General features: G+C 75.4%; 3 protein-coding genes and 1 pseudogene. All 4 read left to right on the forward strand.

Annotated elements, in window-relative coordinates; all coding sequences use genetic code 11:
* Positions 1–41 precede the first annotated feature (41 nt).
* Positions 42–10,349 (forward strand): annotated as a pseudogene (locus ACFV88_RS18565) (type I polyketide synthase); the annotation flags it as partial.
* Positions 10,350–10,374: 25 nt separating this feature from the next.
* Positions 10,375–13,524, forward strand: a complete 3,150-nt coding sequence (locus ACFV88_RS18570; protein WP_385492441.1) for a type I polyketide synthase — start codon at positions 10,375–10,377, stop codon at positions 13,522–13,524.
* Complete coding sequence (locus ACFV88_RS18575; protein WP_385492443.1) at positions 13,521–15,449, forward strand: HAD-IIIC family phosphatase; 1,929 nt, start codon at positions 13,521–13,523, stop codon at positions 15,447–15,449. Before ACFV88_RS18570 ends, ACFV88_RS18575 begins: the two co-directional genes overlap by 4 nt.
* A 107-nt stretch (positions 15,450–15,556) precedes the next feature.
* On the forward strand, positions 15,557–16,543 hold the full coding sequence (locus ACFV88_RS18580) for an LLM class flavin-dependent oxidoreductase (RefSeq protein ID WP_385492445.1): 987 nt from the start codon (positions 15,557–15,559) through the stop codon (positions 16,541–16,543).
* The last annotated feature ends 64 nt before the right edge of the window (positions 16,544–16,607 follow it).

Consider the following 16,607-nt stretch of genomic DNA (forward strand, 5'->3'; position numbering starts at 1 on the left):
GTGTAGCGATGGCGAACGAAGACAGGCTCCGCGACTACCTCAGACGCACCACCGCCGACCTGCTGCGCGCCCGGGCGCGCCTCGAAGAGGTCGAGCGCGCCGCCGGGGAACCCTTGGCGATCGTCGGCATGGCATGCCGCTACCCCGGTGGTGTGCGCTCGCCCGAAGACCTGTGGCGACTCGTGGCCGCGGGCACCGACGCCATCGGGTCGTTCCCCGACGACCGCGGCTGGCCGCTCGACGGACTGCTCGACGCCGACCCGGCGAAGGAGGGCACCACCTACACCGACCAGGGGGGTTTCCTCCACGACGCCGCCGACTTCGACGCCGCCCTGTTCGGCATCAGCCCCCGTGAGGCCCTCACCATCGACCCGCAGCAACGGCTGCTGCTCCAGACGGCCTGGGAGGCGTTCGAGCGCGCGGGCATCGACCCGCGGTCCCTGTCGGGGCAGCCCGTCGGGGTCTTCGCCGGCGTCATGTACGGCGACTACGGCTCCCGCCACACCCGGGCGCCCGAGGGCTTCGAAGGGTTCATCGGCACCGGCAGCGCCGGCAGCATAGCCTCCGGCCGGGTGGCCTACGCCTTCGGGCTCGAAGGCCCCGCCGTCACCGTCGACACGGCCTGCTCCTCCTCGCTCGTCGCCCTGCACTACGCCGCGCAGGCGGTGCGCCGCGGCGACTGCCGGATGGCGCTGGCCGGCGGCGCCACCGTGATGGCGACCCCGGCCACCTTCGTCGAGTTCAGTCGACAGCGCGGACTCTCCCCGGACGGCCGTTGCAAGGCGTACGCGGCCGGCGCGGACGGCACCGGGTGGGCCGAGGGCGCCGGCCTCGTCCTCGTCGAACGGCTCTCCGACGCGGTCGCCGCCGGGCACCCCGTGCTCGCCGTCCTGCGGGGCAGCGCCGTCAACTCCGACGGCGCCAGCACCCAGCTCTCCGCCCCCAACGGCTCCGCCCAACAACGCGTCGTCAGGGCCGCCCTCGCCGATGCGGGCCTCGGACCGACCGAGGTGGACGCCGTCGAGGGACACGGCACCGGAACCGGACTCGGGGACCCCGTCGAGGCGTCCGCCCTCATCGCCACGTACGGCAGGGGCCGCCCGGCCGACGACCCGCTGTGGCTCGGCTCGTTGAAGTCGAACATCGGGCACACCCAGGCCGCGGCCGGTGTCGGCGGCCTCATCAAGATGATCCAGGCCATGCGCCACGGGGTGCTGCCGGCCAGCCTGCACATCGACACGCCGTCCCCGCACGTGGCCTGGGAGGACAGCGGAGTCGCCCTGCTCACCGCCCGACGGCCCTGGCCCGACCGCGACCGGCCGCGCCGGGCCGCGGTGTCCTCGTTCGGGATCAGCGGCACCAACGCCCACATCGTCGTCGAAGCCCCACCGGCACCCGCGCCCCCGGCCCCCGACGCCGCCGCACCGGACCCGGTGGACGACCCCCTCGCCTGGCTGCTGTCCGGCCACGACGAACGGGCCCTGGACGAGCAGATCACCCGGCTGCGCGACCACCTCACGGACCACCCCGACCTGTCCCCGCTCGACGTGGCGCACACCCTGCGCACCGGCCGCGCCGCCCTGCCGCACCGCGCGGTCGCCGTCGGTCGCACCCCGGAGGACTTCACCCGCGCCCTCACCGCCCTCGCCGACGACGTGCCCTCGCGCCGCACCGCACGCGGCGAGTCGACGGGCCCCGTACGACCGGTCTTCGTCTTCCCCGGCCAAGGCTCCCAATGGGCCGGCATGGCCCGGGAACTACTCGCCTCCTCCGAACCCTTCCGAGCCGAACTGACCCGCTGCGCGGCGGCGTTGGCCCCGCACACCGACTGGGACCTGCTCGATGTGGTGGCCCGGGCCGGGGACGACGCCCACGCACTCGACCGCGTCGACGTCGTCCAACCCGCCCTCTTCGCCGTCATGGTCTCGCTCGCCGCCGCCTGGCGCTCCCTCGGAGTGGAACCCGCCGCCGTCGTCGGCCACTCACAGGGGGAGATCGCCGCCGCCTACGTCGCCGGTGCCCTCGACCTCGATGACGCCGCCGCCCTGGTCGCCCGGCGCAGCAAAGCGCTGCTGGCCCTCGCCGGGACCGGGACGATGGCCTCCGTCGAGCTGCCCGCCGACGAGGTGGAGCAGCGCCTCGGTGGCCGCCCGGACCTCAAGGTCGCCGCCGTCAACGGCCCCCGCAGCACCGTCGTCTCCGGCGCTGACGAGGCCGTCGCCGCGTTCGTCTCCGCCGTGCGGGCCCAAGGGCTGCGGGCGCGCCGCATTCCCGTCGACTACGCCTCCCACTCGCCCGCGGTCGAGTCCCTGCGGCCCGCGCTGCTCACCGAGTTCGCCGCGCTGCGCCCCCGCCCCGCCACGGTGCCCTTCCACTCCACGGTGACCGCCGCGACCTCGGCGAGCGACACCACGACCCTGGACGCCGCCTACTGGTACGCGAACCTGCGCGAACCGGTCCTGCTCGCCGACACCGTGCGCGGCCTGCTGGACGCGGGACACCGTCACTTCCTGGAGGTCAGCGCCCACCCGGTGTTGGTCACCGCCCTCCAGGACACCTTCGAGGACGCGGACGTCGAGGCGCACGCCACCGCGACCCTCCGCCGTGACCAGGGGGGAGCGGACCAACTCCTCACCGCCGCGGCCCAGGCGTACGCGAGCGGGGTCGCCGTCCGGTGGCCGGAACCCCCCGGTGCCCGCACCGTGGCCCTGCCGACGTATGCGTTCCAGGAGCGGCGCTACTGGCTCGACACCCGAACCGTGGGAGGCACCCCGACCGCCCCCGTGGTCGGCAGGCATCCGCTGCTCGGCGTCGCCGTCGAACGAGCCGACGGACAGGGGGTGTTGTTCTCCGGGGAGGTTCCCGCCGGCGCCGCGCACTGGGCCCGCGCCCATCGACTCGGCGACCGCACCCTCCTGGTGGCCAGCGCACTCGCCGAACTCGCGCTCGCGGCCGGACAGCGGGTCGGCCTGCCCCACGTACGGGAGCTGACCCTGCTCGCCCCCGTCGACGTCCCCACCGACGGGCCCGTCCGGCTCCAGGTGGCGGTCCAGGCGCAGGACGACGACGAGGCGACCGTCACCGTGCACTCCCGGCGGGACGACGGGGACCCCTGGCTGCTGCACGCCACCGGACGGTTGACCGCGGACGGACCCCCCGCCCCCGAGCCCGAAGGGGACGGACCCGACGACGGCGCACTCCTCGACGCGGCCGCGGGATACGACGCCCTGGAGGCCCGGGGCGTGCACTACGCACCCGTACTGCGCTCCGTGCGCACGGTCCGCAGCGACGGCACCACCGTCCTCGCCGAGGTCGCCCCCGGACCGCGACCCCGCGCGTCCACGGCGGGGACCACCGCGGACGGCGAACCGGGGTACGCCGTCCACCCGGCGGAGCTGGACGCGGCGCTCCAAGCGGCGTTCCTGGCCGGCCCCACCACCGAGCCGGACACCGTCACCCTGCCCTTCGTCTGGACGGACGTCCGGGCCCATCTGCCGGGCGTGCCGGTGACCGAGGTGCGCGTCACCCGGCACGGACCCGCCGCCCTGTCGGTCACCGCCACCGACGCCGAAGGACGTGTCGTGCTCACCGTGGGCGAGATCCGCCTCCGTACCCTGGACGGCCCCCTCCCGGAGCCCGCGACCACCCCCGCCACCTCGGCCCGGCGGCTGATCGTCGCCCCACCCGCCGAGGCGGCGCCCGCGACGGCCCTCGACCCCGAGGACCTGCTGAAGACGGTCACCCGGGCCGTCGCCGGCATCCTGGCGTACGACTCGCCCCGGGACGTCGACCCCGACCGGCCCTTCCGCGACCTCGGCCTCGACTCGATGACGGCCGTGCAACTGCGCGACCACCTCGCCAAGGTGACGGGACGCCGGCTCCCCACCACCCTGGTCTTCGACCACCCCACGCCGCGTGCCGTCGCCCGCCACCTCGCCGCCGACAGCCCGACCACCGGGCGCCGCACCGCGTCCCCGGCGACCACCGCCGGCGGCACCGAGGACGACCCGGTCGTCATCGTCTCGATGAGCTGCCGCTACCCCGGCGGAGTCAGCACGCCCGAGCAGCTGTGGCAGCTGCTGGAGGACGGCGGCGACGCCATCGGCACCTTCCCCGACGACCGGGGCTGGGCCCTCGACGGCCTCTTCCACGACGACCCCGACCACCCCGGCACCTCGTACGCCCGACACGGCGGCTTCCTCCACGACGCGGCCGACTTCGACGCCGACTTCTTCGAGCTGAGCCCCCGGGAGGCCCGGGCCACCGACCCGCAACAACGGCTGCTCCTGGAAACCTCCTGGGAGGCGTTCCAACGGGCCGGCATCGACCCCACCTCGCTGCGCGGCTCCCGCACCGGCGTCTACGTGGGCCTGATCTACACCGAGTACGGCGGACGGGTCCAGGCCGACCCCCGGGAGCACGGCGGCTACCTCGGCACCGGCAGCGCCGGCAGTGTCGCCTCCGGCCGGATCGCCTACACCTACGGCCTGGAGGGCCCGGCCGTCACCGTGGACACCGCCTGCTCCTCCTCCCTGGTCGCGCTGCACCTCGCGGCCGGCGCACTGCGCGCCGGGGAGTGCGACCTCGCGCTGGTGGGCGGTGCCACCCTGATGGCCACGCCCGCCACCTTCGTCGAGTTCAGCCGACAGCGCGGACTCTCCCCGGACGGTCGCTGCCGTGCCTTCGCCGACGCGGCGGACGGCACCGGATTCAGCGAGGGCGTGGGGCTGCTCCTGGTGGAGCGCCTGTCCGACGCGCGCCGCCACGGCCACCCCGTGCTCGCCGTGGTGCGGGGCTCGGCGACCAACCAGGACGGCGCCAGCAACGGACTGACCGCCCCCAACGGCCTCGCCCAGCAGCGGGTGATCGAGGCGGCCTTGGACAACGCCCGGTTGGCGCCCGCCGACGTCGACGCGGTGGAGGCCCACGGCACGGGCACCACCCTCGGCGATCCGGTGGAGGCCGGGGCCCTCCTCGACACCTACGGCGCGGGCCGCTCCGACCGGCCGCCCCTGTGGCTCGGCTCCTTGAAGTCGAACATCGGGCACACCCAGGCCGCGGCCGGTGTCGGCGGCATCATCAAGATGGTCCAGGCACTGGAGCGGCACACCCTGCCCCGCACCCTGCACCTCGACGCACCCACCCGACACGTGGACTGGGAGCGCGGAGGGCTCGCCCTGCTCACCGAGAACACCCCCTGGCCGCCCGGCGAACGCCCGCGCCGCTTCGGGGTGTCGGCGTTCGGCATGAGCGGCACCAACGCCCACGTCATCATCGAGGAACCCCCGGCGACCCACCGGCCCGAGGAAACCACCGAGCCGGAGCCGGCCCCCGAGCCCCGGCGGACGCCCGTCACCCCGACCGGGCACGACCCGGTCGTCCTGGTCCTGTCCGCGAAGTCGGCGGCTGCCCTCCGGGGTGGGGCCCGCCGGTTGCGGGCCCACCTGGAGGGGCTGCCGGCCGCCGCACTCCCGGACGTGGCCGCCGAACTCGCCCACACCCGATCCGTGTTCCCCCACCGCGCGGTCGTCATCGCCGAGGACCACGCACAGGCCCTGGTGGGACTCACCGCCGTCGCCGAGGACGCCCCGGCACCGTCCGTGGTGTCCGGCCACGCACCCGTGACCAGGGCACCCGTCTTCCTCTATCCGGGTCAGGGCGCCCAGTGGCCGGGCATGGCCCGGGAACTGCTGCACCGGTCACCGGCGTTCGCCGCCCGGATCGCCGAAGCCGCCGAAGTCCTCGACCCGTTGACCGGCTGGTCCCTCGTGACGGCACTCTCCGGCGACGCCGACCTCGGCCGGGTGGACGTCGTCCAACCCCTGCTGTGGGCCACCATGACCGGACTCACCGCGGTGTGGGAGTCCTTCGGCGTGCGACCGGCCGGCGTCATCGGACACTCCCAGGGCGAGATCGCGGCGGCCTGCGCCGCCGGCGCCCTCTCGCTGGCCGAATCGGCCGCGGTCGCCGCACTGCGGAGCCGGTCCCTGCGCGCCCTGGCGGGCGGCGGAGCCATGCTGTCGGTCGCCGCCGACGAAACGACCGTACGGGACGTGCTCGTCGCGTCCGGCGCGGCAGCGGGCGTCGCCGCCGTCAACGGACCCCGGTCCACCGTCGTGGCCGGCGAGGTCGCGGCCGTCGAACAGGTGCGGCGGGCCTTCGTGGACCTGGACGTACGCGTACGAGTGATCGACGTGGACTACGCCTCGCACTCCGCGCAGGTGGAGCGCCTGGAGGCCGAACTCCTCTCCGTGCTCCCCGAGGTGACACCACCCGACGGCTTCGCCGCGGACATCTACTCGACGGTCACCGGTGCCGCCGTGCCGCCGGGCGCACCGGACTTCGGGCAGCCCGCGTACTGGTACCGCAACCTCCGAGAGACCGTGCGGCTGCGCACCGCCGTCGAGAGCGCCGTGGAGGCCGGACACGAGGTGTTCATCGAGATCAGCCCGCACCCGGTGGTCGGCGTCGGCGTCCAGGACGTGCTCGACGCCGCGCCCGGGAGCGGCGGCACCCCGGCGGTGCTCGGCACCCTGCGCCGTGACGAGGGCGGCCCCGACCGGGTGCTGCACTCCGTCGCCGAGGCGTGGGTGCACGGCGTCCCGGTCGACTGGACCGCGCACACCGGCCCCCGCAGCCTGGGCCTGGCACCGCTGCCCACCTACGCCTTCGACCGCCAACGGCACTGGCTCGACCCGGTCGTGCCCGCGGCCCCGGCGGTGCCCGGCGACGGCGCCCGCCCGGTGGGGCACCCCCTGCTGACCGGCGCCGTCCGGGCCGCGGACACCGACACCGTGCTGCTGCTCGGCCGGCTCGCCACGGACGAACAGCACTGGCTCGCCGACCACACCGTGGACGGCACCGTCCTCGTGCCCGGTGCGGTGCTCGCGGAACTCGCGCTCTTCGCGGGGGAATTGGTCGGCGCGACCACGCTGGAGGAGCTGGTCCTGCAACAGCCCCTGACGCTGTCCCCGGACACCCGGGCCGGCGACGACGGCGCCGTGGAGATCCAGGTGGGCGTCGGACCTCCGGAGCGCGACGGAGCACGCGCCCTCACCGTCCACGCCCGCCCGGTCCCCGCGGACGACGACCCGCTCGGCGCCGCCTGGACCCCGCACGCCGCCGGCACCCTGACCACCGCCCTAGGGCAGCCGCAGCCGGCCGGCGCCCCCTGGCCGGCGGTGGCCGACGGCTCCCCCGTCGACGTCACGGAGTTGTACGACGGCCTCGCCCTGCGCGGCTACCAGTACGGGCCGGCGTTCCGCGGGGTGCGGGCCGCCCGGCGGTCCGGCACCGAGGTGCACGCCGAACTCTCCCTCGATCCGCTGCCCACCGGTGGGCGCCCCGGCTTCCGGACCCCGCCGACCCTGCTGGACGCCGCCCTCCACACGGCCTCCGTCGCCGGACTGTTCCCCGACGACGGTGCGGTGCGGCTCCCGTTCACCTGGCGCGGCTTCCGACGCCACCACCCGGTGGGAGACGGGGAAACGGTACGGGCCCTCCTGCGGCACGGGGGCGACGACACCGTGTCGGTGTCCCTGCGGACCGTCGACGGCAGGCCCGTCGCGGACGTCGACGCGGTGGTGTTCCGCACCGCCGAGCCCTTGCGGGCGGACCCGCTGCACACCGTCCGCTGGGAGCGCCCGGCCCCGGAAGGGCACCCCGACGCCCGCCCCACGGACCCAGCGGTCCACTGGGAGCTGGGCTCCGCGGCCCACCCGGACCTGACCGCCGTCCGCACGGCACTCGACGACGGGCACCCGTCCCCGCCGGCGCTGGTGGTGCCCGTGGCTGGCACCGACGACGACCCGGCGGGCCTGCGCGCCACGCTCGGCGAAGTGATCGAGACCCTGCGCGCCCTCCTCGCCGAACCCCGCCTGGACGGCACCCGCCTGGTGGTGCGGACCCGACACGCCGTCGAGGCGGTCCCCGGGGAAGGGGTGGCCGCCACGGCCGGCGGTGCGGTGTGGGGCCTGGTCCGCAGCGTGCAGGCGGAGGAACCCGGACGGGTCGTGCTGCTCGACGGCGATCCCTCCACCAGCGAACTCTCCGCGGCCCTGGCCACCGGTGAAACCCAGCTGGCCCTGCGCGAGGGCGAGGTCCTGGTGCCCCGGCTGCGCCCCTACCGTCCGGAACTCGGCGCCGCCCCCGCCGGGCCCTGGCGGCTGGCCCCCGGCGGCAGCGGCGTCGCCGACGACCTCGTCCACCGTCCGCTGGCACCGCAACCCCTCGGGCCCGGCGAGGTGCGGATCGCCGTTCGGGCGGCCGGACTCAACTTCCGTGACGCCATGCTCGCCCTCGGCATGTACCCGGGCGAGGCCGAGCTCGGCACCGAGGCGGCCGGCGTCGTGCTCGCCACCGGCGAATCGGTGGCCGACCTACGCCCCGGCGACCGGGTGACGGGGCTCGTCCCCGGCGGCATCGGACCGGTCGCCGTCACCGACCGGCGGCTGCTCGCGCCCGTCCCCGAGGGGCTGGACTTCGCGCAGGCCGCCACCGTGCCCGCCGTCTTCCTCACCGCCTACTACGCCCTGCGCGACCTCGCCGACGCCCGGCCCGGCCAATGGCTGCTGGTGCACTCGGCCGCCGGCGGCGTCGGCGGCGCCGCGATCCAACTCGCCCACCACTGGGGGCTGCACGTGTTCGGCACCGCGAGCCCCGGCAAATGGGGCGCCGTGGCCGAGGCGGGCCTCCCGCCGGAACGCCTCGCGAACTCCCGTGACCTGTCGTTCGTCCCCGCGGTCCGCGCGGCCACCGACGGCCGGGGCGTGGACATCGTGCTGAACTCCCTCGCCGGCGAGTTCGTGGACGCCTCACTCGCCCTGCTCGTCCCCGACGGGCAGTTCGTCGAGATGGGCAAGACGGACCTGCGCAGCGCCTTCCGGGTCCGGGCCGAACACGGCGTCGGCTACCAGTCCTTCGACCTGCTGGACGCCGGTCCCGACCGGATCCAGGAGATGCTCACGGAGATCGTCGAGCTCCTGCGGACCGGTGTCCTCACCCCGCTGCCGGTCACCGCCTGGGACGTCGCCCGGGCCCCCGAGGCCCTCCGACACCTCAGCCTCGCCCGGCACACCGGCAAGGTCGCCCTGACCGTCCCCCGGGCGCCGGACCCGGACGGCACCGTCCTCGTCACCGGGGCGTACGGCGGCCTCGGGCGCCTCGTCGCCCGCCACCTCGTCGACCGGCATGGCGCGCGCCACCTGCTGCTCGTCGGACGCCGGGGCGCCCACACCGAAGCCGACCGGCAACTGCACCGGGAGCTCGCAGCCCTGGGCGCCGAGGTGACCTCCGCCGCCGTGGACGTCGCGGACGCGGACGCGGTCGCCGGGCTCCTCGCCGCGGTGTCCCCGCGCCACCCCCTCACCGCCGTGGTGCACGCTGCCGGCGTCCTCGACGACGCCACGCTCGCCAACCTCACCCCGCAGCGGCTCGATGCGGTGCTCCGCCCCAAGACCGACGGCGCCCGGAACCTGCACCGGCTGACCCGAGGTGCCGACCTCGCCGCGTTCGTCCTGTTCTCCTCCGCCGCCGGCCTGGTCGGCAGCGCCGGTCAGGGCGCGTACGCCGCGGCGAACGTCCAGTTGGACGCCCTGGCCGTCGCCCGGGTCCGGGCCGGTCTGCCGGCGACCTCGGTGGCCTGGGGGCTGTGGCACTCCGACAGCGCCATGACGGGCTCGCTGTCCGGCACGGACCGGGCACGCCTGGTCCGCGGGGGACTCCTCCCCCTGACCCCGGATCGCGCTCTGGCCCTGTTGGACGCGGCCCTGTCCGCGGGCGACCCGGCACCGGTCGCCGTACGGATCGACGCCGGTCGCCTCGCCGACACCCCGGACCTCGCCCCCGTCCTGCGGTCCCTGGTACGAGGGCGGCCCGGGGCCGGCGCGCAGGGGCCCGTCCCCGCTCAGGGCGGCCTCGCCGAGCGGATCGCCGCGGTCGATCCGCCGCGGCGACGGGAACTCGTGGCGGACACCGTGTTCCAGTACATCACCGCCGTGCTGGGGCGCCCGCCGGGCGACGAGGCCGGTACCGACGGCCGGAGCTTCAAGGAGCTCGGCTTCGACTCGTTGACCGCGGTCGAACTGCGCAACCGACTGGGCCGGGCGACCGGGCTCCGGCTCCCCGCGACCCTCGTCTTCGACCACCCGACCCCCACCGCGCTCGCCGACCACCTGCTGGACCGGCTGGCTCCCGAACCGTCCGCCCACCCGTCCGCACGGCCTGACGCACACCCGGACGGGCAGCCGGCGGACTCCGGGAACGGCAGCGGCTCCGGGGCGGGACCGGTGCCGGCGCCCTCCACCGCCGAGGAACTCTTCCGGTTCATCGACGCAGAATTCCGTTCCTGATCCGAGCCCGAGAGGTGGCCGCCCCATGGCCGACGAAGCGAAACTGGTCGAGTACCTCCAGTGGACGACCTCAGAACTCGCCCGCACCAAAGAGGAGTTGGCGCGCCATGAAGCCCTGGCGCAGGCGCGTGCCGAACCGGTGGCCATCGTCGCCATGGCCTGCCGCTATCCCGGAGGAGTGCGTTCGCCGGAGGACCTGTGGAGGGTGGTCGACCAGGGCGTCGACACCGTCGGCGGACCACCGGGGGACCGCGGCTGGGCGCCCGACGCGCTGCGCCACGCCCACACCGGCGGCTTCCTCGACGACGCGGCCGGCTTCGACCCCGCCTTCTTCGGCATCGGGCCGAAGGAGGCCCTGGCCATGGACCCGCAACACCGTCAGCTCCTCGAACTGTCCTGGGAGGCCCTGGAACGCGCCGGGCTGCTCCCCGCCGAGCTGCGGGGCAGCCGCACCGGGGTCTTCGCCGGTGCCATCCAGCAGGAGTACGCACCGCCCGCCGGCACCGTCCCCGCCGACATCGAGGGGCACCTGATGACCGGCAACGCCGCCAGCATCGTGTCCGGCCGGCTCGCCCACACCTTCGGCTTCGAGGGCCCCGCCCTGACCGTGGACACCGCCTGCTCCTCGTCCCTGGTCGCGGTGCACCTGGCCGTGGAGTCCCTGCGCAGGTCCGAATGCGATCTGGCGCTCGCCGGCGGGGTGACGGTGATGGCGACGCCCCGGGTCTTCACGGACTTCGCGGCCCAGGGCGGCCTCGCCGCCGACGGCCGGTGCAAGGCGTTCGGCAAGGGGGCCGACGGCACCGGCTTCGGGGAGGGCGCGGGCCTGCTCGTCCTGGAACGACTCTCGGACGCCGTCCGCGCCGCTCACCCCGTGCTGGCGCTGCTGCCCGGCTCCGCGATCAACTCCGACGGCGCCAGCAACGGACTGACCGCGCCCAGCGGAGCCGCCCAGCGCAAGGTGATCGAAGCCGCCCTGCGGGCCGCCGGCATCCCGGCCGACGCCGTCGACGCGGTGGAGGCCCACGGAACCGGCACGGCCCTCGGCGATCCGATCGAGGCGGGTGCGTTGATCGCCGCCTACGGCGGGGCACCGGGGCGGGACCGGCCGCTGCACCTGGGTTCGGTGAAGTCCAACCTGGGCCACACCCAGGCCGCCGCGGGCGTGGCCGGAGTGATCAAGACGGTGCAGGCACTGCGGCACGGGGTGCTGCCGGCGACCCTGCACGCCGACGAGTGGTCGGAGTTCGTCGACTGGCCCGCCGACCGCGTACGGGTCCTCAGCACCCCCCGTCCCTGGCCCGCCGAGCCCGGCCGACCGCGTCGGGCCGGCGTCTCGTCCTTCGGCATCAGCGGCACCAACGCCCATCTGATCGTGGCGGAACACCAGCCGGACGTCACCGCGCCCCCAGGGGCCGGCGCGGCACCGGCCGCCCCGCCCGACGAACTCCCCGGAGCACCCGACACCGAGGTCGTCTGGGTCCTGTCCGGCAAGGCGCCCGGGGCGGTGCGCGCCCAAGCGGAACGGCTACGGGAACTGCTGCGGCAGCGGCCGGACCACGACCTGGCCGCCGTCGCGCGCACCCTGGCCACCCGGCGCACCACGTTCCGCCACCGGGCCGCCGTCACCGGGGCCGACGCGAGCGAACTGGAACGTCAACTCGACGCCCTGGCAGGCCCGTCGAGCACGGTCACCACCGCCAAGCCCGGTCGGCGGGTCGGCTTCGTGTTCAGCGGCCAGGGCACCCAGCGGCCTGGCATGGGCGCCGAACTCCACGCCCGCTTCCCGGTGTACGCGCGGACCTTCGACACCGTGTGCGCCGCCCTGGACGCGGCGCGCGACCCGTCGGCCGACGGGCCCGCCCTGCGCGATCTCGTCCTCGCCGCCCCCGGCGGGCCGCGGGCGGCGCTGCTGGAGCGCACCGAGTTCACCCAACCCGCGCTGTTCGCCACCCAGGCCGCGCTCGCCCGGCTCGCCGAGTCCTTCGGCATCCTCCCGGCGGCGCTGTTCGGCCACTCCATCGGCGAGCTCACGGCGGCGTACGTCGGCGGCGCCCTGGAGCTGACGGACGCGGCAGCGCTGGTCGTGGCCCGGGCCCGGGCGATGCAGGCCGCGCCCGGCGGCGGGAGCATGGTGGCGATCCGGGCTCCCGAAGCGGACGTCCTCGCCTCACTCGCCGAGTTCGGGGAAGCGGTGTCCGTGGCCGCCGTCAACGGGCCCCGCTCCACGGTGGTCTCCGGGGACGCCGGTGCGGTGCGGGCCCTCGCCGCGGCCTGGCGCGCCCGTGGGGTGCGCACCAAGGCCCTGCGGGTGAGCCATGCGTTCCACTCGGCGCACATGGACCCGGCGCTGCCCGAGATCGACGCGGTGGCCGCCCGGATCACGGTGTCCGAGCCGCGGGTGCCGCTCATCACCGACCGCACCGGGGCCCCCGTCGACCGGGCCGGGCTGGCCGCGCCCGACCACTGGTCGGCGCAGGCGCGCGGGACGGTCCGCTTCCACGACGGGGTGGAATCCCTGTACGCCCTGGGCATCGACACCTTCGTCGAGATCGGTCCCGATCCGACGGTCACCGGGCTGCTCGCGGACTGCCTCGCCGACCGGCGGGACGTGGTGGCGACGATCCCGTTGGTCCGGCGGCCGTCCGCGGAGGCCCGTTCCGTGGTGGGGGCCGTCGCCGAGGCCCACTGCCACGGCGTGCCGGTCGACTGGACCGGGCTGCTCGGTGCGGGGCCCCTCGCCGACCCCGCCGCGGTCCCCGTCTACCCGTTCCAGCACCGGGCGTTCTGGCTCGCCCGCCCGGCACCGCACCCGGGCGGCGCGCCGGACCTCCGGCTGCCCTCCGTCCCCCCGCCGGCACCCGACGAGGAGGTGCCGGGCGTGCCACCGCTCGGGGAGGTCCCCGAGGAGGAACGGTTCGCCGTGGTGGTCGAGCGGGTGCTCGCCGCGGTCGCCGCGGCCCTCGGTCACGCTCCCGGGGAGGTGGACCCCGACGATGACCTCACCGACCTCGGCATCACGTCCTTCGGTTCGCTGGAGATCGCCACCCGGCTGACCCGGGACACCGGGGTGGAGGTGCGTCCCGGCGTGGTGCTGGAGCACCGCACCGCGCACACCCTGGCCGTGCACCTGGTCGACTCGCTCGCCCCCCGCCCCCAGGAGACCGTCCGATGACCACGCCCACCGACGGCACGACCCCGCTCGACCAGCTGCGCGCCCTGCACCGCGACGGCGAACTCGGGCGGCGCTTCGACCGGGTCGCCCCGCTGCTGCGGGCGATGGAGCGCGCAGACCTCGACCGGGCGGCCCGGCTGCTCGCCCGGGCCGATCTGACGCCCGTCCCGGCCCATCACCCCGACCTGCCGTCCGTGACGGTGGGCCTCACCGGCGGCGGCACCCTGGACGGCCTGCGCACGGCGCTCGTCGGTGAACTCGCCCGCCACGGGTTCGTCCCGTCGGTACGGCTCACCGACTTCGGCTCGTACGTCAGGGAGCTCGGTGACCCCACGAGTTCCCTGCACGCCCAGCCGGTGGACGTGACCGTGTGCGTACTCGACCACGCCACGGTGTTCGACGAGGTGTCCGTACCGTTCACGGCCGAGGACGTCACCGCGACCCTGGCGGCCAAGGTCGCGCTCTGGCGCGACCTGGCCACCGGATACACCGCACGGACCCCGGGCACCCTCGTCCTCAACACCCTCCCGTTGCCCGGGAACTGGCAGGCCCAGCTGCTCGACTACCCGGCCCGGGCCCGGCTGGGCGCGGCCTGGCGGGCGGCCAATGCGGAACTCCTCGGTCTCGGTGCGGCGACCGGACGGACCCTCGTGGTCGACGTCGACCCGCTCCTGGGCGATCCGATCCCCTTGGCCGACCCGCGCTTCGAGGTGTACGCGGGAGCCCGATTCTCCGACCACCTGCTCGGCGCGTACGCCCGTGAACTGGGCCATCTCGTCCGCGCACTGACCGGCCGGTCGAAGAAGGTGCTCGCCGTGGACCTGGACGAGACGCTGTGGGGCGGCGTCCTGGGCGACGACGGGGTGGAGGGCATCGAGGTGGCCCACGGCCGTCGGGGGGACGCGTTCCACCGGTTCCAGGGCGTCGTCAAGCAACTCCAGTCCCAGGGGGTGCTGTTGGCCGCCGTCAGCAAGAACGATCCGGACACGGTGCGGTCGGCGCTGCGTGACCACCCGGACCTGCGGGTGCGGGAGGAGGACTTCGTGCGGGTGTTGGCCGGCTGGCAGCCCAAGCCGGTGTCCCTGCGCGAGCTCACCGCGGGACTGAACCTCGGCGGCGACAGCGTGGTGTTCGCGGACGACAACGTCCGCGAGTGCGCGGCGGTCACGGCGGAGCTGCCGGAGACGGTGGTGGTCGCCCTGGACGGTGACCCGGCGCTGCACGTGCGGCGGTTGCTGGCCGACGGCTGGTTCACGACGACGGCGGTCACGTCCGAGGACCGGGTCCGCACCCACCGCTACCGGCAGGAGGCGGCCCGCTCGGACTTCCTCGCGGCGGCGGGCGGCGCGGCGGACTTCCTCGCCGGGCTCGACGTACGGGTCGCGTTGGCGCCCGTGCTCCCGTCGGAGCTCGCACGCGTCAGCCAACTCACCCTGCGCACGAATCAGTTCAACCTCACCACCCGTCGCCTCACGGTCGATGAGGTGCGGCAGGCCGCGGCCGGTCCCGGCACCCGGGTCCTGACGCTCGCCTCCGGTGACCGGTTCGGTGGCAACGGCCTGGTGGGGGCGGTGTTCCTGCGCTCCGACGACGACGTCCTGCACATCGAGAACATCCTGCTGAGCTGCCGGGTCTTCGCCCGCGGCATCGAACAGGCGGGTCTGGCCGTACTGCTCGACCGGGCCCGCGCGGCCGGTTTCACGGCCGTGTGCGGCAGCTACCGGCCGACCGCGAAGAACGCGAAGGTCGCGGACTTCTACGTGCACTACGGGTTCGAGGTCGTGCGGGACGGGCCCGAGCGCCGGGAGTTCCGGCACGCGCTGGTCAAGCCCGTCGAGGTGCCCGGGCACCTCACCCTCGACGCCGCCGAGGGCCTGCTCCCCGTCCCGGACCGGTCGCCCGGGCGCGACGGGTCTCCGCATTGACAACCTGAGGAGCCCTCAACTTAACTGGGGCGCAGACAACATGAGGTCGCCTCAGGATCACTTCGCACGGTGTGCGGCGGCGACCCGAACGGTAGGAGGAGAGCCCGTTGGCCGAAGGAATCGCGATCTCGGTGCACGACACGGTGCCCGTCTGGCGGGGCGACACGCCCGGTGACGCGCTGCGCCGCACCGTCGACCTCGCCCGAGCGGTCGAGGGCTTCGGCTACCGGCGCTACTGGGTGGCCGAGCACCACGGCACCCCCGCCCTGGCCACCTCCAGCCCCGCGGTCCTGGCCGGCCCGCTCCTCGCGGCCACCCGCACCCTCACCGTCGGCTCCGGGGCGGTCCTGCTGCCCAACCACTCCGCCCTCGCCGTCGCCGAGCAGTTCGGGGTGCTCGCCAGCCTCTACCCCGGGCGGGTCGATCTCGGGCTCGGCCGGGCGACCGGCGGCTCACCGGCCTCCACGGCCCGGCTCGGCGACCCCCGTGGCCTTGGCTTCGACGCCCAACTCCAGGAACTCCAGGGGTACTTCAGTGAGGGGCAGTCGGGGGTGCGGGCCGTGCCGGAGCCCGAGACCCCGCCCCGCTTCTGGCTCGTCGGGTCCAGCGTCAACAGCGCCGTCCACGCGGGCCGGGCCTCACTGCCCTACGTGTACGCCCACGCCATCGTCGGCGGCGGCGCCCCCGAGGCGCTGCACGCCTACCGCCAGGCGTTCCGCAGCACCCCCGCACAACCGGAGCCGCACGCCAGCGTCGCCGTGATAGCGGTCGCCGCGGACAGCGACGACCGCGCCGCGCGGCTCGCCGAAGCCTTCGTGTACGGCCAGATCCTGATGCGCACCGTCGACCCCGAAGGCGTCCTGCCGACCGAGGAGGAGACCGCCGCCCACCGCTTCACCCCCACCGAGCGCCAGTTCCTGCGCTCCCGCATCGACCCGCAGTTCGTCGGTTCCCCCGATCGGATCGCCCCCCGCCTGGCCGACCTGGTCGCCCGCACCCGCGCCGACGAACTGTTCGTCCTGACCCAGGTGCCCGACCACGAGGCCCGCATCCGCTCGTACGAACACCTCGCGAAGATCGCCAGCTCCCTCTGAGCACCCCGGCCGCCCCTCCCGCCCCCGCGCCTCACGCTTTCAGAGCGGCTTTAGCCCGGCCGTG

Source organism: Streptomyces sp. NPDC059816 (genome assembly GCF_042732055.1).
Taxonomy (GTDB): Bacteria; Actinomycetota; Actinomycetes; order Streptomycetales; family Streptomycetaceae; genus Streptomyces.